The following is a 19,650-nucleotide window of genomic DNA, read 5'->3' as shown; positions in this document are numbered from 1 at the left end:
AGAAAAGAAGAAAGCAAATGAGGGGGATTTACAATGGAACAGCAAATAAAAGACGACATCCAGCGTGTCTTTCAGCTTCAGAAAAAACAGCAAAAAGCATTGCGGGCATCAACAGCGGAACAGCGGAGAGAAAAGCTTCAACGCTTTTTAGATTCCGTCATCGCCCATGAGGAAGAAATCATCGAAGCGATCCGCAAAGACGTTCGCAAACCATATCACGAGGTCAAAAAAGCGGAAATCGAAGGAACAAAAAAAGCAATTCGAGATAATATGAACAACCTGGAAAAATGGATGGCGCCTAAAGAAGTCGGTTCATCGTTAAGCCCCGAGGCAAATGGGATCCTCATGTACGAGCCAAAAGGCGTCACACTCATCCTTGGCCCGTGGAACTATCCGTTTATGCTGACAATGGCGCCGCTTGCCGCTTCTCTCGCAGCCGGAAACAGCGCGATTGTGAAGCTGTCCGATTTTACGATGAACACAAGCAACATTGCCGCAAAAGTAATCCGAGATGCTTTTGATGAAAAAGAAGTCGCGATTTTTGAAGGAGAGGTTGAGGTGGCAACCGAACTTCTGGATCAGCCATTCGACCATATTTTCTTCACCGGAAGCACAAATGTCGGAAAAATCGTCATGACAGCGGCTGCCAAACACTTGGCATCTGTCACACTTGAACTTGGCGGCAAGAGCCCGACGATCATTGACAGTGAATACGATCTGATGGACGCAGCAAAAAAGATCGCCGTCGGGAAATTCGTAAACGCCGGCCAAACCTGCATCGCACCTGATTACCTGTTCATTAAAAAAGACGTTCAGGACAGGTTCGCGGGGATTTTACAAACAGTCGTCAACGCTGGATTTATGGAGGATGATCATACCCCAGACCGCAGCAAATTTACGCAGATCGTCAATGACCGCAACTTCAACCGCGTCAAAGATCTGTTCGACGATGCCATCGAAAAAGGGGCGGAAGTGGTGTTCGGCGGCGTATTCGATGCCAGCGACCGCACGATCTCACCAACCGTTTTGAAAAACGTCACGTCTGACATGAAAATCATGCAGGAGGAAATCTTCGCACCGATCCTGCCAATGATGAACTATGAAGACATCGACGAGGTCATCGATTACGTAAATGACCGCGATAAACCGCTTGCACTTTATGTGTTCAGCAAAAACCAAGACCTGATTGACAACGTCCTTCAGCACACGACATCAGGAAATGCCGCCATCAATGATGTTGTCGTTCACTTCAGCGACGTCAACTTGCCGTTCGGCGGCGTCAACACAAGCGGAATCGGCTCCTATCATGGGGTATACGGATTCAAAGAGTTTTCTCATGAGAAGGGTGTATTGATTCAAGCCGCTAAATAATTGTAGTGAAGAGAATCTGCATTAACTTGCAGGTTCTCTTTTTATCATTCTATTAACCTAAAGACAAAAAGGTAAAATAAAGAAATGCATAGTGATAAAATACCATTTTCACTACGAGACCAAATTCCTCTAGTATATCTCATTGAAACCACACAGCCTCTAACGTATAATATCCCAGAAAACCTCAAAGGAGAGAATATTATACATGGAAAAGCCAGCTGGATTTTGGATTCGGGCAGTTGCCTCTATTATTGATGATTTAATTATCTATTTTTTTGCTTTTATTATGATCCAAATTAACACCTTCATTGTCCTGCCTCTCATTGATGCAGGAAGCTCCTATATGACAGAAGATCAATATAAATTTTATATCCTGATATTCGGTACGATCCCTGTTATCGCCATCATATATATCTTCGGCATTCTTTATTATAGCTTGCTGACTTCTTCAAAAATGCAAGCAACACTAGGCAAAAAACTTATGGGTATCATCGTTGTCAATCAGTATGGCGAGCGAATTTCATTTTGGCACAGCTTTGGCCGTTCTTTCGCTTACATACCATCAGGAATTTTGTATATCGGTTACATTATGGCGGCTTTCCCCTCTAAACTGGCATTACACGATTATATTTGCGGGACAAAGGTGATCTATAAAAATAAACATCTTGATTGATACCAAAAACAGGCTGCCGAGATCACCTCGCCAGCCTGTTCTGCTATTTCCCAAAAGCCATCAGCTTCGTATAACTTCCAATATAAAGTGTTCCGTCCTCAGCGAGCTGAGGAGAAGACACGACGTTGCTGTCGGTTTGATAGCTCCATAATTCATTGCCGTTTGCGTCCGCCGCATAAACCTTCATATCATCTGACCCGAAATAAACCGTTCCCTTCGCGTCAATCAGCGGCGCCGTTCTGACAGGGCCGTCTGTGTAGAATGACCAGTTCATATCCCCGTTTTTGCTGATGGAAAACAGCTCGCCGCTTCCTGAGCCGATATAGATGTTGCCGTTATGGTCGATCGCAGGCGATGAACTTGAGAACCCGTTGAGCGGGAATGTCCATTTTAAGCTGCCTGTTGACGTATACGCATACAGCTGTCCGTCTTGGTTGCCCGCATAAACAGTGCCATCCTTATCAATCACCGGATATCCTTTAAACGCATTTGACGTCGTTCTGGACCATTTCACCTGTCCGGTTCCGGAATTGATCGCATAAAACACATTATTATATGTGCCGACATACACGGTGCCGTTTTTGGCAAGCACCGGCACAGAGCTGACGACACCATTTGTTTTCAACTTCCAGCGCTCTGTCCAAGTTGATTTGGACGTCGGTTTGATCGCGTGAACATAATTATCAAGTGTTGAGAAGTACAACGTGCCGTCTGAACCGATCACCGTTTCAGAGCTTGGCCCGCCGCTTAACGGAACCGTTGTTAAAATCTCACCCGTTTCCTTGTCGATAAAATAAATCTTTTTATCATAAGATGCCAGATAGATAACGCCGTTGGTTCCGAGTACAGGGGATTGTGTGAACGTTTTTCCCAAATTGCCTGTCACCCATTTGACTGAGCCGTCCGGATTAAAGGCTTTCATTTCCCCGTCTCTGGAATGAAGATATACTGTGCCGTCTCCGTCAATCACAGCCCCCGCCCCATTCTGCGGAGTCGTTCTGATGTCGTTTTGCCATTTCAGCGTCCCGTCTGTATTTCCGGCGAACCGGCTTTCGCGTGACCAGTTAAACATGGCAGGCGCCATCGCTTGTACATCATATCTTCCTGTCAAAAAGCCGGATGCTTCATTATTTTGAGAAAACACCGTTTCCGCCGCATAAGCAGCTGCCGGCTGAAGCACTTTGGCAACGGGCACATCAGAAACAGCGCCGGCAGAAACAGCAGCCGCCACCGCAGCTCCCGCTATCAGAGTTTTCATTCGAAATGACTTAACCATCATTGAGACCCCCATTATACGTATTTTCTAATATGTGACCATCATAACATATTCATCCATTTTATCATTCTACTTCACAAAACCATCACAAACTAGAAAACTATGTAAGAGTATGCGCAGACGTTTTTTCAGCACCCGAACGAAATGCAGCCACAAACCAAATAACATTGACAGCAGCCGCAGCGAGACTAACCCCGACTACAAAAATCACCTCAGAAAGCAGGTGGTCACTAAAGAAACTAAACATCAAGCTAAAACCGGCCGAAGACAAATGGATCAGCAGCCCAAAGCCGCAAAGCACCGCCATGACATATCTCATCGCATCTACTCCGAGCATATAAATGAGAAAAGGAATGAAATACAAGACAAGGATCATCCCGACAGATGACCACATGCCAACTGAATTAAACTGATTGGACGCCGCTCCCGTTCCGGCCAGCGGCGAAAGTGAAGCCGCCACGATCACAGCGCAAAAAAGAAACGCAGAAATGGCTGTCATGATTGCCACGCTGTTTTTTCTAGACATCAAACTCCTCCTCAGATAGAAATATTAACCTTTTCATTATAAGGGAGCTGAGTAGAAAATTCATTATTTATTAATAAATTCCAGAATGCACAGGCAAATGCTACGCTTCTTTCTAGTATATTTATATAGTAGAAAACAAAGGATAAAAGACTCATTTTTCTGTAATATCAGGATTTTATCACCATATCATATTGCATGCACTTGTTTTTCAAAGTATACTATTCCAGATTAATTCAGAGGAGAGAGAAAAATACATGGAAAAACCAGCAGGATTTTGGATTCGTTTTTTAGCTTATTTTATTGATGGCATTATTGTATCTGTTCCTAGTTATATTATTCTATTTATTATCAATTCTGTGTTTGTAGCTGGGGCTGTGGCAGCAAACCCTTACATGACCCAAGAGGAGTATATGGTGACATACATGACGATTGCATTTTTGCCTACTATGCTGATCATGATCGTCATCAGTGTGTTATATTACGGACTGCTCACAGCATCTAAAATGCAAGGCACACTCGGCAAAAAAATTCTTGGCCTGAAAGTGGTCAATGAACAAGGTGAACGGGTTTCTATCGGACAGGCAATTGGCCGTTATTTTGCCTATATCTTATCTGGAATCATCTTTTATATTGGATTTATCATGATCGCCTTTGGTGAGAAAAAAGGCCTGCATGACATCATTTGCAAAACACGTGTCGTGTATAAATAATACAAAAAAGTCTAGCGCCAATAGGCGTCTAGACTTTTGTTTTCTTTACAATAGGCTGCCACAACAGATACGTAGCACTTCTCCACAGCCACTCAAACGGCCCCATTCGAAAGACGAGAAGCCAAAGATGGCTGAAGACCATTTGAACGGCACAAACAGCAATCGTAATGAGCACACCGGCAGCAGGGTACACTTTTCCATACAGCCCCAAACCGTAATGATAGAAAATCCAAGTACATACAATAGACTGCATCAGATAATTGGTAAATGCCATCCTCCCAACCGGAGAGAATGATTGCAGCACTGTTCTCACGCTTGTTTTATGATACAGATAGACAACCGTTGTGACATAGAAAAACATGAGAAACGGTGCGCCAATCAGCAGAAATAGTTCCTTTTCCGTTACACTGTACAGCACCTGGGCACCGATGCCGATGATAAACCCGGCCATCCATAATCTTTTTAATCCTTTCCGATGCTTTTCCGGTTCGTGCAAATACCGTGACTTTGCCGCCGCAGCTCCCAGCAAAAACATGCTGAAATAAGGAATGGATGCAAAGAAGAAGTTGAGCGGATTATACGTAAGCATGCCATTCGAAGACATGTAAACTAGCCGATCGTGGATCCTCTGTTCTGCAATGTCCCTCAGGCTGCCGCTTCCATAAACATGCATCGCTTGCTTTGCCTGCTGCGTTACCGCTTGTACCCATTCCTGTCCGTATGATTGATCAAAACTTGTCAACATGAACGGCAGGGAAAACAAAAGATATAAAGTGACCGCCCATATCAGCAGTGTTTTCGGCTTTGCTTTTCGAAACAAGAGAAGGATAAAACCAAGCAGGGCATATTCTGTTAAAATATCCCCGTCCCATATCAAAAAGGCATGAATCGTTCCAAACAAGAGAAGCGCTGCTAACCTTCTCACATATAACGGAACAAACCGCCTCCCTTTGTTTACGGCTCTCTCCATCATGACAACCATGCCAAATCCAAATAAAAAGGAAAACAATAAAATACATTTTGTTTGGATGAAAAATTTCAGTATGGCGGCGGCAGCAAAATCGGCTTCAGACCACTTATCTGTGAAAAAATTCTCTTTTCCAAGCATAGACAAATACATATCCGGATAACTGAAATGTGCCAGATTGACAAATAAGATACCGAAAATCGCCATTCCTCTCAGCACATCAAGCACACCGATCCGCTCATTTGCCAAAGTCGGCTGTAATGAAGACATAGCCATCACGCTCCTTTTTTCTGTACCTTAAGAGTATGAAAAAAAGGAGCACGGAACCATCGATTTAGGTGTCAGGCAGTCATGAAAACCTTACAATCCTGTCATCTTTATGGTTTCATTATCTTTAAATCCAACGCTTCAATATTCTGCATAACGCGATCAAAGCGCAAAGCCTGAGGCTCACTTGGGAAAATGTGGCCTTCATAAGGGTCGCCTAACGTCCGGAAAAACGGTTCAAATAATCCTGGAACCAAGACACCCACCATCTTTGTATAATGAGAATCCAGTCGATAGGAGTGAACGGTATTTGCAGGGACATGCAGGAAATCTCCCGGGTTCAGCTGAATTTCCTGGCCATCTGCCCACATCGTCATCTGCCCTTCAAGGCAATAAAATGTTTCTGTATGATGTTCATGGTAGTGATCAACGATTCGGTCGCCTTTAGGGCCGTCCGATACTACGACGATAAACTGGCCGTCTGTATTTTTTTGGGCAGCCACAATACGGTGAAGCTGATCTCCCGTCAATAATCGATCTCCTTCTCCAGATTCAAGAACGTATGGAACGGCTCCATCTGGCAGCTCTGTAAGTTCCGCTAATGTTGCCGAACATGCAGGCTTTTCTTCATCCAGAAATACAATGTCCGCTACAGCGGCAGCTTCTGCAAATCGCTCGTTTGTGACTTCTTCGCTTGCGAACGGCGGATGTTCAGCGTGATTATACGGATTCCCAATCACGGAATACATGTGGGCTGCGTTTCCTTTCATCGTGTAAGACACCAGTCTTGTTCTGTGGCTCTGCATCCGGTAGCTGTGCGGTATCCCCGCCGGAATGTTGGCATAATCACCCGATATCAATAAATAGTGTTCTCCATCAAGTGTCAGCTCAAGCTTCCCGTCCAAAACGAGAATTCCTTCATGTGTATTCTTGTGGACGTGAAGCGGAAAGGCATCTCCTTTTCCCCCGGAAAGCAGCACGATCTCAAACAGGTCGCCCGTGCTCCTTCCATTCGCCATCACCGTGACAACCTGTCTGCCGAACAAATAACACTCGCCTTCCCCACTCCGGAGCAAATACGGCATTTTTTCTTTAGGCAATGAATGTTTCCATAATGTTTCCATAATGTTTTCATAAATCGTTTCCTCCAATATAGACCAGTCTATATACTATAACTTTCTGACTAGACCGTTCTATATAATTGTAGGAGAAAGGATAACAAAATGCTACCCTTTTTTTCTCACCAGCACTGGTATTTGTTCGGCAATGAGAAGAAGGGGCGTTTTGTCTTTATTCGTTAACGAAAGCATAATACCGCCCTCAATCATCGAATTAATCAGCATTCCAAGCTGATTTGCCTCTTCTTCTGCAAACCCGTTTTTCATTAATTTTCTGGCAAAAACCGCTTCCCAGCTTTGAAACACCTTCATGCAAACCGTCCGCAGCGGTTCACTGATTAACGCTGTCTCACTCGCCAGCAAACCGACTGGAATACCTGTAATGCTTTCTGTGTTGTCGAATTGGCTGGCTGTTTTTTTGATAAAAAACTGAATCGCTTCTATTGGATCAGAGCACTCCTCCATGCTTTGCTGTATCAGATGTTCAATCAATTTCCCTGTATATGTAACCGCTTCAATTGCTAATTCTTCTTTGCCATTCGGAAAAAAATGATAAAGCGATCCCTTAGGAGCACCGCTTTCTTTCACAATCTGGTTTAAGCCTGTCGCGTGATATCCTTGCAGCTGGAACAGACGTGACGCCGTGTGAAGGATTTTTTCACGTGAATCTCCTCTGCTAGTCATTAAAACATTCCCTCCTAGGTATGGTAGAGCGACTTATATAATATAAAAAAGAACCCTGTGATTGTCAAAAGGGGTAAGACCCTCCCGGATGGGGTAAATGTTAGAAAACAGCCTCTAGGAGGGATCTCAATGGCAAACGATTATTCAGTCACGAATACAGAACAGCTTGAACAACAGAACCCCGGCATGAAAACGAAGATCAAACTGAAAAAACTCAAGGATCAAGTAATTGTGATTACCGGCGCTTCAAGCGGTATCGGACTTGTCACTGCGAGAATGGCAGCTGAAAAAGGCGCAAAGGTCGTGGCAGCAGCGCGAAATGAAGATGCGTTGAAGGAGCTCACTGATGAACTAAAGGAAAAAGGGCACGACGCCATATGGGTGAAGGCGGATGTCGGAAAAGAAGAGGACGTCAACCGCATCGCCGAAACCGCAATCAGCACATTTGGCCGCTTTGACACATGGGTTAACAATGCGGCCGTCTCGACTTTCGGACATGCCATGGACGTCACCGTCGAAGACATGAAGCGGATGTTTGACACAAATTTCTGGGGGCCTGTTTACGGAACAAGAGCGGCTGTCAAACACTACACCGGCAGGGGCGTGCCGGGCGCACTTATTAATGTAGGAAGCCTGTTCGGAGACAGGGGAACGGTCATTCAATCCACATATGCGTCAGCCAAATTCGCGCTTCACGGCTGGACGGAAAGCATCCGAATGGAACTCGAAAAGGAACAGGCGCCCGTCTCGGTAACGCTCATCCATCCGGGCAGAATCGACACACCTTATAACGAGCACGCACACAGCTACCTTGACAAACAGCCGGCTCATTACCGCTCCATGATCTATCCGCCGGAAGCAGTCGCCGAAGCCATCCTGTTTGCCGCCGAACACCCTAAGCGCGACATGTATATCGGGTCACAGGCAAAAGCCATCGCCATGCTGGGCGCGCTTTTCCCTCGTCTGACCGACAGACTGATGGAAAAAATCATGTATCACAGCCAGCATGCCGAAAGACCGTCCAACCCGCGAGAAGAACGCGCGCTTTATGAAGCGGGCTACGGCATGCATGACAGGGGCACAAATAAAGGATGGATGCGGTCAAGGAGCTATTACACGAAGGCTGCGAAGCGCCCGATTGTATCGGCGGCTGTTGTTGCCGGACTAGTGGCTTGGGCTGCCGCCAAACGGTGCAAATAATCTCTGCCCATAAGAAAAACCCATGCTGTTCCATCGAACCATGGGTTTTTAGCTGTTAATCAATAAAAGCCTTGTTCATACGCTGCAGCAGCTCGCCGAATATCTCTTTTTCCTGTGTTGACCATTCTTGCAGCATCTGTTCATAACGTTCAAGGCGCTTTTGCTGATCGGCTTTTAAAATTTGTTTACCGAGCTTTGTAATGGTAAACAGGCTGACTCTCCCATCAGATGGGTCTGAAAAGCGATGGATGAGCTCCTTTGCCTCTAATGCAGCTGCTTGTCTTGAAAGAGTTGAAATATCAAGCTTGAACGATTCTGCCAATTCCTTAACACGAGCAGGCCCAAACTCATCCAATTGTCTCAGCAATAAGTAAGAAGATCTTTCCAAATTCCCTGTTCTTTTCTCTGATTGATCCAGATAAACGGCTCTCCTGATAAAAGTCGTCAGCTCATATTCAATTAATTCAACTGGATTTTGTTTTCGCAATCGCTCTCGCTCCCCATTCCAATCTCCGTCATTGACAACATCATATATACTTGTATAATACAAATGTATATTAACTGAATGAATACAAGTCGTTATATGACCAAATCAATTATTATACTTGTATAGTACAATCATATAAATAGAAAGTAAAGCGATTCCTCAGAACCATCCTAGAAGCAAGTCACCAGAAAGGAGGAAGCTGTTCTCATTGGAGAGCAGCACTTGATGTGAAAGTCATACGAGTTATCTTGCAAGTGTTGATATTATATGTATTTTTTATGATCGGGGAAGCCCTTCAGCACCTGTTTCATTTACCTGTGTCAGGAAGCATCGTCGGATTGGTATTGCTGCTGATCTGCCTGGGCCTCCGTATTGTCCCCGTCTCCATCATTGAAGACGGAGCAGGTTTTTTATTGTCCTTTCTTCCATTATTGTTCATCCCGGCAATGACAGGAGTGATGAACTATCCGTCACTTATTTCATTCAATGGTCTGATGCTGCTGATTACAGTCGTACTCAGCACCATCGTCACCATCATTGCGGCTGGATTCGCCAGCCAGCTATTAGAGAAAAAAGCAAAAAAACGTGAGGAGAAAGAGAAATGCAGCAAGCATGTATCGCAATCATGATAATTCTTTTAACAGTGGCCGCTTATGTAGCGATGGCCAAACTTTATAAGCGATTCCCGCTTCCATTTCTGATCCCTGTTCTGACAACGACCATATTGATTGTAGCGGTTTTGATCATGTTCCATGTTTCGTATGAAGGCTATATGATCGGGGGGAAATGGATCAATTCTTTGCTTGGGCCGGCTGTTGTGGCACTGGCTTATCCGCTTTATAAACAATGGCATATCATTGTCAAACATTGCATTCCCATTCTAGGCGGCGTCCTGGTCGGATTATGCATGGGAATGATCAGTGGGCTGGTCTTCGCAGAAGCATTCGGGATTGATCATGATCTTTTATTATCCATTCTGCCAAAGTCGATCACAACCCCTGTCGCTATTCAAATCGCCGCCGGTCTAGGAGGCGTCCCTTCCATGACAGTCGTATTTGTCATGATAGCGGGTTTTTCAGGCGTCATCCTCGGGCCGCTTTTCCTAAAATGGCTTCGCATACGCAGCTCCCTTGGACAAGGCATTGCATTAGGAAGCGCCTCCCATGCGCTAGGCACCTCCAAAGCATTGGAATATGGGGAACTGGCCGTATCCATGAGTTCCGTCTCCATGACGCTTTGTGCAGTGCTCGGCTCATTCTTCGGCCCAATCGTCGTCTGGCTGTTTCATATTTAACAAGAAAGACTGCCCCGGCGGAGGGCAGTCTTTTTTCATCTATTTTACATGGTTGTTAGAGATAGCATCATAAAAGTAAACTGGCATTTTTCCTGTTTATTTTAGTTCTCCGATATCTCTTAAATACTGTTCACGCTCTTTTTTATCGGGGTAAGCGGTTCTGATATATTCTTCTTTTTCTTTCTTGGTGTATTCGCTCCAATCTGTAAAACGATTACCTACATCCTCAGGGTAACTCATTCCGTCCACTTTATTGGAATCATAAATTAAATCTGCTGAGAAGTAAAACTTATCTGGCTTGTCATTTATATATCCATTTACTATTATTCTTCCCATTGGGTTTATTTCAATTTTATCCTCGAAAGTAATTGTTTTAATAAAATTGTGTATATCTTCTTTTTTAAGATGTTCTTTAATTTGTGGTTTCATCTTTTCTGCATATTCTTCTGCTTTTTCTTTATCGCTTTTTTCATCTTTTTTCACTGCCTGTTTACCTCCAGTCTCTTCTGTTGTCTGATCTGATATATTCATTTTTTTTACTATCCCATAAGAAATACCCAATACAATAACCAATACGATAGAACTTATTATAAGTATTTTTTTTACAAACGACATGGTATTTCATCCTTTTTTAATTTATTATACAATATATACAAGTTTTTGGAGAGTGAAGAAATGTCTAGAAAAAAGAATTCACTTACAGACGAAGATTATAATAAAGCATCAAGTGCTGCATATAATCTTAGAAACTATCATATTGGTACTAATATTGAGATAAGTAATGGACAAAAGTTATATGTAGTTGATTATAAAAAAACGAAAAAAGGGCTTGATGCCCTTACTTTAGTATCCGAAAAAGAATACAAAATTTCCAATCATGGAAAAAACAAAGAAAAAATCCAAAACGCCATCATCGCATACCGCGGATCAGAACCCATCAGCCCCGGCCAATTCCAAGATACAATAAAACAATATCGTGATGAGCGGGAACAGCTTATTAAAGAAGTAGAGAAAAAAGGAATCAACATTCCTGAAGATGAAGATGGCTCCTTTTATGACTCAGCAAAAGGGCTTCGTGAATATTCAAATGAGATTTTGCAGGATTGGCTTCACATGGACACTAGTTATTTGGTGGGCAAAAAACCATTTGATGACGGGACAGAGAACCAAGCCATTCAGGCGGATCAATATGCAAAAAAAATACATAAAGACTTTAAAAATGCTGACATTCAAGTCACCGGTCACTCATTAGGCGGTTCTAACGCAAGCTATGCTGTCGTGATGAATGACTTTATCAAACGCGGCGTTACTTTCGAGAATCCAAACATATATGAAAACCTGCCTGAGGATGTCAAAGCCCGGGCGTTAAAAGGGGATTTCCGCAGCCGCTTAACAGAATATATTAATTTAAATGATGGTTTATCGTTGCTGAATCGGGATGCCGCTGAAGTGGGTCAAGTGAAAGTAATGTATGACGAGGCTTTGCCGAATGGTGTACAAAATAATGGTCTCCCTAATGAAGTGAAAATGCTTGGGCTTGCTCTTAAACATTACGGCAATCAATCTCTTGATGTCACATTATTTGTTGAAGCATTAATGGGGAGTCACGGTCTGGACCGCTATAACTTCAATTCAGATGGCTCTGTCCAAACTGTAGATGATGTGTTAAAAAACAATCCAGAGTTTGCGGTAGCGATGCTTAAGCAAATGAAATCAACGAATGTAAAAGGCAATACAGGTGTTTCAATTCTCATTAAGTCACATGTATTGATGAATACAAGCACACAGTTAAAACATATCGCTGAATCAGAATGGTCTAAGATTATACGCCAAATTGAAAGAATTGATGACATCGTAAAGGATTCTATTGAGGATGTCAGGAACATGCATACACGAATGGTTGGTTTTGGCACATATGATGAATTATCAATTTCTGATGTCGATGATTTGATCAATAAGCTTAAAATGAACAAACCGCATCACCTTTTTTACTCAAAAGAGAAGTATGATCAGGCTGTAGATGCAGCACTTCATTTACAGCACTTGCTTCATATGGTGTCAGATGACCTTGGCCATATGGGACACGCTTACCATGATGCGGATCTGGCAGCGGCCAGCCGGATGGGGATTTCGTAAGGAGAGAAAGAGACATGAATTTTATGAATAAAAAACCAACAGATGCAGACCGTTTTATGCAAAGAGTAACGAGCCAGCATTCAAGCACCTCGCTTTTTTCAAATGCCCATCTAGATACATCTGAAATGACACCGGAACAATTGGCGGTGTACAAAGAGAAGAAAAGACAAGAACAAAAGTTGGCGCTGATGAATTCAATCAAGAAACAACTAAGCTATGCTCTTCAGGAAGACCGCAAACACTTGTCTTCAATCCTTGATAGCATCACAGATGCCGAGCAGGCTGTTAAGACAAAGCGGAAAATGCTCGACCATCATATGTCAGGAAAAGCGATTGACAGTGTCACTGATAAAATGAAGGATCAATTATCATTTGATAAAGTTCGTTCTCATGTATCGAGTGCAGTAAATTCCATTGGCTTATAGAATAAAGAAACCAAAAGCCGGCAAATTGCCTGCTTTTTTGCTTTCTCCAGACTGACATAGAGCTGTCTTACATAAGATATGTTTATCATTCACAAAATGAGGGTAATTCTTTCGTTGCACGATTAACATAAAGGAGGTTCAAATGGACCACTTGGACTTGCATCATATTTTCGAACTGGGTTTTTTGCTGGTTATGATCGCGGCCGGAATCACTGCGATTGCCAAGAAGTGCAGGCAGCCTTATCCCATCGCACTGGTGATTGTCGGAACGATCATTGGACTTGTACATATTCCGCTCTTAGAACCGCTTAAAGATTTTATTACTGAAGGAGAAGTCTTTAACTTCGTCATCATAACACTATTCTTGCCGGCTTTATTAGGAGAAGCGGCGCTGAAACTTCCTTTTTCCCATTTGAGAGAAAACAAACGGCCCGTTCTGGCACTGGCTTTCGGCGGTACACTCATCTCGTTTCTGATCGTCGGCTTTTCTTCCATGTGGCTTATGCATCTGGCCATTCCTGCGGCGTTTGTTTTTGCGGCGCTGATGAGCGCGACTGACCCCGTGAGTGTGCTGTCCATATTCAAAAGTGTCGGCGCGCCGAAAAAGCTTTCGATCGTCGTTGAAGGAGAAAGCCTGTTCAATGATGGGCTGGCGGTTGTGCTGTTCAACATTTCCGCTTTTTACTTGATGACATATCTGGATCTCGGCATCCAAGGCGCCGGTTTAGGCCTGTGGGAGTTTGTCAAAGTGATTTCTCTCGGCCTGATCATCGGAGGCATACTTGGATATGTCTTTTCCCAGCTCACCAAGTACTTTGATGATTACCCTTTAGAAATTATTTTCAGTATCATTCTGTTTTACAGCTCATTTTTATTAGCGGAAATGGCAGGTGCCTCCGGGGTAATCGCCGTTGTTGTCGCCGCTCTTATTTTCGGTAATTATGGCGCCAACATCGGCATGAGCCCGACGACAAAGCTGAATATCAATAACTTTTGGGACGTCGCCGCCTTGCTTGCGAACTCCCTTGTCTTTCTAATGGTCGGACTTGAGATTACGAGAATTGATCTCACAGATAAATGGGGTTTGGCCGTTACGGCGATTGTGATTGTGCTTATCGCCCGAAGTGCCGCCGTCTATATTAGTCTGGCCTTTATCAAAAACTTTCCGGCTTCATGGCAGCATACGATTAATTGGGGCGGGCTGAAGGGTTCTCTATCCATCGCACTGGTGCTGAGTCTGCCGAGAGACTTTCCGGGGCGTGAAGACATTCTTGTGTTCGCCTTCAGTGTTGTTTTATTCTCCCTCGTTGTCCAGGGCCTCAGCATCAAACCGCTTCTTGAACGGTTAGGCGTGAATCAAAAGGATGAAGGCAATCAGGAATATGAGGAACTGCTAGCAAAAGGACATCGCTTAGAAACCGCCATCAAAGAAGTCCAGCAATCCAAACATCATTTGCTTATACACGAAGCTGTCTCCAGCGAACTGACAGACCAATACAAAGAAGAGGTCAGCCAGCTGCATCAACAAACAAATCAATTATTCGAAACGTACCCAGAACTCAAAAACAAACAACAAACCATTTTGAAGAAACATTCGTTATACGCTCAATACCAAGCGATTGAAAACCTATCAAAAGAAGATATCATCTCAAACGAAGTGGCTGAGCAAGAGCAAGCCCGGATCATTGATGAAATCGTTCGTTTGGAAGACGATCATTAATACACAAAAAAGCAGACTGTCAGTAGTCTGCTTTTTCCTTTATGATCTAAAAAAATCAATCAGCGGCTGAAAATCCTTAGACAAATCAACGTCATTCGGCTCTGCTTGAAGCAGGCGGTCAATCATGCGCTCCAGCTCCTCAACATCATTCTGATCCGTATACTCAATGAAGTTTAAGCCTTCAAGCCAATCTCGATATGAATGTTTGGCTTTGCCATAGCTGTTCCCGAAGACAAGGCAAGGTGTTTTCGTGATAATCGAGAAAATCATCGCATGAAGGCGGTCGGTAATCACCAATTTACTGGAGCCGATGCGGTCCAGCATCTCCATAAAATGCTTTTCACGATCGGCGTAATCGATGGTGTCGACCGTATCCAGCACCGTATCGGTACGCTCCGTGTAAGTTGTTTTTTCTGCCCATTTCTTCATCTGTGAAATAAAATCTTCGTCAGTCACTTTCTCCTTATCCGCTCTTAAAATAAAGAGAACGCCGTCCCGCTCGAGCTCTCGCGGCACAATATCCAAGGAAAGCACCATGTCCGGTGTAAAGATCACATTGGAGTTGAAGGTCTCTTTCACCACATCGAGTGTTTGCGTTTCACGCGCAGCAATCGTTAAGTTTGTATTTTGATGGTACGCATCCTGTGTTTTTTTCTTTTCCTTCTGCCCTTCCTCTGTATCCTCAAAATAAACGGATTGTGGCAGAGAAATCGATTTGTAGTCTTTAAACGCCGAGAAGACCTTTCTTCTGTCTTCCTCAATATCGAGATAAAGGTTTCCTAAGTTCCCTCCGCCTGTAAAGCAGACAATATCGTCTTCACGAATGATCTCCTTCACCAGTTCAATGCCCTCATCCGTCGCATAATCCATAATTTCAATGTATTCATAATACGGAAAATGATTTTTGATAAATTTCTCTTCCGCATACGCAATCGCTTGGTCGCCAATGTTTGTGTAACTAGGGGAACCAAACAAAAATACTTTTCGTTTATCATTTAACAGAGCTTCTGGCTCCACATTTGGCGCAATGCCTTTAACTAGTTTTTTGCCTTTAATTTCTTGTACAGTCATATCTGCGTCCTCCTTCTGGGATGAATTCCTCATTATGTGTTAACTGTCTCTACCCCAAAAGAAGGATGGCTATGCATTGGCATGTGCACCGGCTATATCAAAAACATCGTTTTCGCCAATTTGATAGACGCCGCGATATCCCGCGCCGTTCTTTCCATATATTCCGCGGCATGTTCAAACGCGTCTTCTAGAGGCACGGCTCCGGGAACGATGCTGAAAAGCGCATCGATGCCGTGCCGGTAGACGGCATCACTGTCCAGTGATATTGATCCCGCAATGCCGATAACGGGCACATCGTATGATTTAGCCGCCTTGGCTACCCCGATCGGCGTTTTTCCGTGAACCGTTTGGCTGTCAATCCGGCCCTCACCGGTAATTACAAGATCTGCATCTTGAACGATATTTTCAAAATCAACCGCTTCAAGAACGATATCAATGCCTCTTTTCAAATCAGCCTGAAGAAAAGTCAGCAGGCTCCACCCAAGACCGCCCGCTGCACCGGCGCCCTCTCTTTCTCGCAAGGTTGCTCCGAGCGCTTTTTCTGTGATATCAGCGAAATGGCTTAGGTTCTGTTCTAGTACATCCACCATGTCGGACGTCGCGCCTTTTTGCGGCCCGAAAACAGCCGTAGCTCCTTTTGGCCCTGTCAACGGATTATCCACGTCACACGCGACTTCCAGTTTGACATTCTGCAACCTGGGATCAAGCCCGCTAATATCTATTGATGCAAGCTGTGATAGCGCGCCGCCCCCTGGGCCGATCTCGCGTCCTGAGTCATCAAGAAGCCTTCCGCCCAATGCCTGGATCATTCCGGCTCCTCCATCGTTCGTGGCGCTCCCCCCGATTCCGATGATCAAACGCTCCGCTCCCGCATCAAGAGCTGCTCCGATTAATTCTCCCGTTCCTTTTGTTGTAGTGACGAGCGGATTTCGTTTATCAATGGATACCAGATGCAGCCCCGAAGCAGCAGCCATTTCAATCACAGCTGTTCTCCCATCACCCATCATGCCAAAAAACGCTTTTACCGGTTCTCCCAGCGGTCCTGTCACAACCTGCTCTAGGACCCTTCCATTTGTGGCATCAACGAGCGACTGGACGGTTCCCTCGCCGCCGTCCGCCATCGGCATTTTTCTGTAATCAGCACCCGGAAAGACCGATTTGAAACCTCTTTCTATCGCGTCGGCGGCCTCCAGAGCTGATAAACTTTCCTTAAAAGAATCAGGTGCAATGATGATTTTCATCCAAATCGCCTCTTTCAAAACATGATTCATTAACCTATTGATCTCCAATGTACCACACTACCGCTGGAAATAAATACTATATAATATGGTAAAAATTTAATTAAAAATTAGAAATGAAAGTGTTTGCATAAAAGAAACATTCACGTTATCATACTTGTATACAAGTATACTCCTTGAGTGAGGAAGGTGAGTGTATGCTAGACTCCAAAGACCTGTTGTATCCCGCAAAGTGGCTCTCAAAAGCGTCAACCGGGGTTCGTGTCGCATACGAGCTGAGAATGCGGATCGTTTCAGGCCTGATTGAAAGCGGTACCATTTTATCAGAAAATATGATTGCCGCCGAGTTTTCAGTAAGCCGTTCGCCGGTTCGTGAAGCACTAAAAATACTCGCATCCGAAAAAATCATCCGCTTAGAACGAATGGGAGCGGTCGTAATTGGTTTAACTGAGAAGGAAATCGCGGAAATTTATGATGTGCGTTTACTATTAGAAACATTTGTCTTTGAACGGCTCGTCAAAATAGACATTGAGCCTTTAGTTAAGGATCTCAGCAAAATTCTTGAAATGATGAAAGTTTCAATCAAATATGAAGACGCTGACGAATTTTCATTTCAAGATGTGCTGTTCCATGAAACGATAATCAGAGCCATCGATCATTCATACATTCAAATGATCTGGAACAATCTAAAACCTGTCATGGAAAGCTTTATTCTTTTATCGATGCGGGTACGGTTAAAGGAAAAATATGATGACTTCACAAGAATTTTAGATAACCATGAGCTTTATATTCAAGCCATCAAAACAAAAGATAGGGCGCTGATGATTCAGTCACTTCACCAAAACTTTGATGATGTGCAAGAAAAGGTAGAAGACCTGTGGCTCTCACAACAAATGCTGGCAAAAGGAGCTGAATACAACAATGACTAGTTATATGTTAGGAATCGATATCGGAACGACAAGCACAAAAGCTGTGCTGTTCAGTGAAAACGGAGATGTGGTACAGAAGGAAAGCATCGGCTACCCACTCTATACACCGGACATCTCAACAGCTGAACAAAATCCGGAAGAGATTTTTCAGGCCGTCATCCAAACAACAGCGAGAATTACAAAACAGCATCCCGAAAAACAGATCTCTTTCATTTCGTTCAGCAGCGCCATGCACAGCGTCATTGCAATCGACGAAAATGACAAGCCGCTGACGCCATGCATTACATGGGCCGACAACCGAAGCGAAAGCTGGGCGCATAAGATCAAAGATGAATTGAACGGACATGAGGTGTACAAACGGACGGGAACACCGATTCATCCGATGTCACCGTTAAGTAAAATTGCCTGGATCACGAATGAACGGAAAGAAATCGCTTCCAAGGCAAAAAAATATATCGGCATCAAAGAGTACATTTTTAGACATCTGTTCAATGAGTATGTCATCGATTACTCCTTGGCATCAGCAACAGGCATGATGAACCTGAAAAGCTTGGATTGGGACGAAGAGGCACTGCGCATCGCAGGCATTACGCCGGATCACTTATCCAAACTCGTGCCGACAACCGAGATCTTTCAGCATTGCAGCCCGGAAATAGCGATCCAGATGGGAATCGATCCGGAAACGCCTTTTGTCATCGGGGCCAGCGACGGCGTGCTCTCCAACCTCGGCGTCAACGCCATTAAAAAAGGCGAAATCGCCGTCACCATTGGAACAAGCGGCGCCATCCGGACAATTATTGACAAGCCGCAAACCGATGAAAAAGGGAGAATTTTCTGCTACGCCTTGACGGACAAGCATTGGGTGATCGGGGGACCTGTGAACAATGGGGGCATCGTCCTTCGCTGGATCAGAGACGAGTTTGCCTCTTCCGAAATCGAAACAGCGACACGGCTGGGCATTGATCCATATGACGTGCTGACGAAAATTGCCCAACGCGTCAGACCCGGTTCTGACGGTCTGCTGTTCCACCCATATCTCGCCGGAGAACGTGCTCCGTTGTGGAATCCAGATGTACGCGGCTCCTTTTTTGGCCTGACTATGTCGCATAAGAAAGAGCATATGATACGCGCGGCATTAGAGGGCGTCATTTACAACCTGTACACGGTGTTCCTGGCGTTAACAGAATGCATGGATGGCCCGGTAACCCGCATCCAAGCAACAGGGGGATTTGCAAGGTCGGAGGTTTGGCGCCAAATGATGTCGGATATCTTCGAATCAGAGGTTGTCGTTCCGGAAAGCTACGAAAGCTCATGTCTCGGCGCCTGCATTTTAGGCCTGTATGCGACAGGAAAAATCGATTCTTTTGACGCCGTGTCCGACATGATCGGCAGCACATACAGACATACGCCGATCGAAGACTCAGCCAAAGAGTACAGAACATTAATGCCGATTTTCATCAATCTATCAAGATCCTTAGAAAATCAATATACGCAAATTGCAAATTATCAGAGGGGCTTAATCACACACAAATAGTACATGACATGAAGGGGAGGGCAT

General features: G+C 44.3%; 20 protein-coding genes. 11 read left to right on the top strand and 9 right to left on the bottom strand.

Translation table 11 applies throughout. From position 1 onward, the window contains the following. Nucleotides 1-33: 33 nt before the first annotated feature. Complete coding sequence (locus tag QA442_RS01285) at nt 34-1,371, top strand: aldehyde dehydrogenase family protein (protein WP_095431012.1); 1,338 nt, start codon at nt 34-36, stop codon at nt 1,369-1,371. A 205-nt stretch (nt 1,372-1,576) separates the two neighbouring features. Next, nucleotides 1,577-2,044 (top strand): RDD family protein, encoded by a 468-nt coding sequence (locus tag QA442_RS01280; RefSeq protein ID WP_014666039.1) that lies wholly within the window; start codon nt 1,577-1,579, stop codon nt 2,042-2,044. Nucleotides 2,045-2,087: 43 nt separating this feature from the next. On the opposite strand, the gene QA442_RS01275 is transcribed toward QA442_RS01280, so the two are convergent. Beyond that, entirely contained in the window at nt 2,088-3,320 is a 1,233-nt protein-coding gene (locus QA442_RS01275) for an outer membrane protein assembly factor BamB family protein (protein WP_071581974.1), read from the bottom strand. Between the two features lie 100 nt (nt 3,321-3,420). Further along, nucleotides 3,421-3,846, bottom strand: coding sequence for a DUF5391 family protein (locus tag QA442_RS01270; protein WP_069150660.1), 426 nt, complete (start codon nt 3,844-3,846; stop codon nt 3,421-3,423). 254 nt (nt 3,847-4,100) lie between these two features. On the opposite strand from QA442_RS01270, the gene QA442_RS01265 reads away from it, so the two are divergent. Then, entirely contained in the window at nt 4,101-4,556 is a 456-nt protein-coding gene (locus QA442_RS01265; RefSeq protein ID WP_040081225.1) for an RDD family protein, read from the top strand. A 28-nt stretch (nt 4,557-4,584) separates the two neighbouring features. On the opposite strand, the gene QA442_RS01260 is transcribed toward QA442_RS01265, so the two are convergent. From QA442_RS01260 to yxaF, 3 genes are all read right to left on the bottom strand, one after another. Continuing rightward, nucleotides 4,585-5,793, bottom strand: a complete 1,209-nt coding sequence (locus QA442_RS01260) for a DUF418 domain-containing protein (RefSeq protein ID WP_279473472.1) — start codon at nt 5,791-5,793, stop codon at nt 4,585-4,587. Between the two features lie 107 nt (nt 5,794-5,900). Next, complete coding sequence (locus QA442_RS01255; protein ID WP_279473471.1) at nt 5,901-6,914, bottom strand: quercetin 2,3-dioxygenase; 1,014 nt, start codon at nt 6,912-6,914, stop codon at nt 5,901-5,903. Between the two features lie 102 nt (nt 6,915-7,016). Then, nucleotides 7,017-7,592: a transcriptional regulator YxaF gene (yxaF, locus tag QA442_RS01250; protein ID WP_071581976.1), complete on the bottom strand. Its 576-nt coding sequence runs from the start codon at nt 7,590-7,592 to the stop codon at nt 7,017-7,019. A gap of 129 nt (nt 7,593-7,721) precedes the next feature. Here yxaF and QA442_RS01245 point away from each other — a divergent pair, with 129 nt between their 5' ends. Next, nucleotides 7,722-8,792 carry an SDR family oxidoreductase gene (locus QA442_RS01245; protein ID WP_279473470.1) on the top strand — a complete coding sequence of 357 codons (1,071 nt, stop codon included), beginning with the start codon at nt 7,722-7,724 and terminating at the stop codon, nt 8,790-8,792. Between the two features lie 55 nt (nt 8,793-8,847). Here the strand turns inward: QA442_RS01245 and QA442_RS01240 are convergent, their stop codons facing one another. Further along, complete coding sequence (locus QA442_RS01240; RefSeq protein ID WP_040081221.1) at nt 8,848-9,279, bottom strand: MarR family winged helix-turn-helix transcriptional regulator; 432 nt, start codon at nt 9,277-9,279, stop codon at nt 8,848-8,850. Nucleotides 9,280-9,506: 227 nt separating this feature from the next. On the opposite strand from QA442_RS01240, the gene QA442_RS01235 reads away from it, so the two are divergent. Next, the gene (locus tag QA442_RS01235; protein WP_041521462.1) at nt 9,507-9,908 is read left to right on the top strand and encodes a CidA/LrgA family holin-like protein; all 402 of its coding nucleotides are present in this window, start codon (nt 9,507-9,509) and stop codon (nt 9,906-9,908) included. After that, nucleotides 9,881-10,573 (top strand): LrgB family protein, encoded by a 693-nt coding sequence (locus QA442_RS01230; RefSeq protein WP_040081217.1) that lies wholly within the window; start codon nt 9,881-9,883, stop codon nt 10,571-10,573. Before QA442_RS01235 ends, QA442_RS01230 begins: the two co-directional genes overlap by 28 nt. A 96-nt stretch (nt 10,574-10,669) precedes the next feature. On the opposite strand, the gene QA442_RS01225 is transcribed toward QA442_RS01230, so the two are convergent. Beyond that, nucleotides 10,670-11,188, bottom strand: a complete 519-nt coding sequence (locus QA442_RS01225; RefSeq protein ID WP_279473469.1) for a DUF1433 domain-containing protein — start codon at nt 11,186-11,188, stop codon at nt 10,670-10,672. 60 nt (nt 11,189-11,248) lie between these two features. Between QA442_RS01225 and QA442_RS01220 the strand changes: the two genes are divergently transcribed. The 3 genes from QA442_RS01220 to QA442_RS01210 all read left to right on the top strand — a co-directional run bounded on the left by QA442_RS01220 (nt 11,249) and on the right by QA442_RS01210 (nt 14,854). Next, a complete protein-coding gene (locus QA442_RS01220; RefSeq protein WP_014666051.1) occupies nt 11,249-12,709 on the top strand; it encodes a DUF2974 domain-containing protein in 1,461 nt (486 codons plus the stop codon). A gap of 14 nt (nt 12,710-12,723) precedes the next feature. Next, nucleotides 12,724-13,134, top strand: a complete 411-nt coding sequence (locus QA442_RS01215) for a hypothetical protein (RefSeq protein WP_279473468.1) — start codon at nt 12,724-12,726, stop codon at nt 13,132-13,134. Nucleotides 13,135-13,276: 142 nt separating this feature from the next. Continuing rightward, nucleotides 13,277-14,854, top strand: coding sequence for a Na+/H+ antiporter (locus QA442_RS01210; RefSeq protein WP_279473467.1), 1,578 nt, complete (start codon nt 13,277-13,279; stop codon nt 14,852-14,854). 39 nt (nt 14,855-14,893) lie between these two features. Here the strand turns inward: QA442_RS01210 and QA442_RS01205 are convergent, their stop codons facing one another. Then, the gene (locus QA442_RS01205) at nt 14,894-15,925 is read right to left on the bottom strand and encodes a polysaccharide pyruvyl transferase family protein (RefSeq protein ID WP_279473466.1); all 1,032 of its coding nucleotides are present in this window, start codon (nt 15,923-15,925) and stop codon (nt 14,894-14,896) included. Nucleotides 15,926-16,017: 92 nt separating this feature from the next. After that, nucleotides 16,018-17,166, bottom strand: a complete 1,149-nt coding sequence (locus QA442_RS01200; RefSeq protein WP_279474472.1) for a glycerate kinase — start codon at nt 17,164-17,166, stop codon at nt 16,018-16,020. A 194-nt stretch (nt 17,167-17,360) separates the two neighbouring features. Here QA442_RS01200 and gntR point away from each other — a divergent pair, with 194 nt between their 5' ends. Both gntR and gntK read left to right on the top strand, forming a co-directional pair. Next, nucleotides 17,361-18,092, top strand: a complete 732-nt coding sequence (gntR, locus tag QA442_RS01195; protein ID WP_279473465.1) for a gluconate operon transcriptional repressor GntR — start codon at nt 17,361-17,363, stop codon at nt 18,090-18,092. Beyond that, nucleotides 18,085-19,626 (top strand): gluconokinase, encoded by a 1,542-nt coding sequence (gene gntK, locus QA442_RS01190; RefSeq protein WP_279473464.1) that lies wholly within the window; start codon nt 18,085-18,087, stop codon nt 19,624-19,626. The genes gntR and gntK overlap by 8 nt, the downstream gene beginning before the upstream one ends. The last annotated feature ends 24 nt before the right edge of the window (nt 19,627-19,650 follow it).

The sequence above is a fragment of the Bacillus stercoris genome (assembly GCF_029772985.1).
Lineage (GTDB): Bacteria > Bacillota > Bacilli > Bacillales > Bacillaceae > Bacillus > Bacillus stercoris.
Note: the sequence above shows the minus strand (reverse complement) of the source record. Positions and strands in the feature narration are given on the sequence as shown.

Excerpts from the sequence above, each read along its gene's own strand:
- QA442_RS01285 (WP_095431012.1), top strand. The coding sequence starts at position 34 with ATGGAACAGCAAATAAAAGACGACATCCAGCGTGTCTTTCAGCTTCAG.
- QA442_RS01280 (WP_014666039.1), top strand. The coding sequence starts at position 1,577 with ATGGAAAAGCCAGCTGGATTTTGGATTCGGGCAGTTGCCTCTATTATT.
- QA442_RS01275 (WP_071581974.1), bottom strand. The coding sequence starts at position 3,320 with ATGGTTAAGTCATTTCGAATGAAAACTCTGATAGCGGGAGCTGCGGTG.
- QA442_RS01270 (WP_069150660.1), bottom strand. The coding sequence starts at position 3,846 with ATGTCTAGAAAAAACAGCGTGGCAATCATGACAGCCATTTCTGCGTTT.
- QA442_RS01265 (WP_040081225.1), top strand. The coding sequence starts at position 4,101 with ATGGAAAAACCAGCAGGATTTTGGATTCGTTTTTTAGCTTATTTTATT.
- QA442_RS01260 (WP_279473472.1), bottom strand. The coding sequence starts at position 5,793 with ATGTCTTCATTACAGCCGACTTTGGCAAATGAGCGGATCGGTGTGCTT.
- QA442_RS01255 (WP_279473471.1), bottom strand. The coding sequence starts at position 6,914 with ATGGAAACATTATGGAAACATTCATTGCCTAAAGAAAAAATGCCGTAT.
- yxaF (WP_071581976.1), bottom strand. The coding sequence starts at position 7,592 with ATGACTAGCAGAGGAGATTCACGTGAAAAAATCCTTCACACGGCGTCA.
- QA442_RS01245 (WP_279473470.1), top strand. The coding sequence starts at position 7,722 with ATGGCAAACGATTATTCAGTCACGAATACAGAACAGCTTGAACAACAG.
- QA442_RS01230 (WP_040081217.1), top strand. The coding sequence starts at position 9,881 with ATGCAGCAAGCATGTATCGCAATCATGATAATTCTTTTAACAGTGGCC.
- QA442_RS01225 (WP_279473469.1), bottom strand. The coding sequence starts at position 11,188 with ATGTCGTTTGTAAAAAAAATACTTATAATAAGTTCTATCGTATTGGTT.
- QA442_RS01220 (WP_014666051.1), top strand. The coding sequence starts at position 11,249 with ATGTCTAGAAAAAAGAATTCACTTACAGACGAAGATTATAATAAAGCA.
- QA442_RS01215 (WP_279473468.1), top strand. The coding sequence starts at position 12,724 with ATGAATTTTATGAATAAAAAACCAACAGATGCAGACCGTTTTATGCAA.
- QA442_RS01210 (WP_279473467.1), top strand. The coding sequence starts at position 13,277 with ATGGACCACTTGGACTTGCATCATATTTTCGAACTGGGTTTTTTGCTG.
- QA442_RS01205 (WP_279473466.1), bottom strand. The coding sequence starts at position 15,925 with ATGACTGTACAAGAAATTAAAGGCAAAAAACTAGTTAAAGGCATTGCG.
- QA442_RS01200 (WP_279474472.1), bottom strand. The coding sequence starts at position 17,166 with ATGAAAATCATCATTGCACCTGATTCTTTTAAGGAAAGTTTATCAGCT.
- gntR (WP_279473465.1), top strand. The coding sequence starts at position 17,361 with ATGCTAGACTCCAAAGACCTGTTGTATCCCGCAAAGTGGCTCTCAAAA.
- gntK (WP_279473464.1), top strand. The coding sequence starts at position 18,085 with ATGACTAGTTATATGTTAGGAATCGATATCGGAACGACAAGCACAAAA.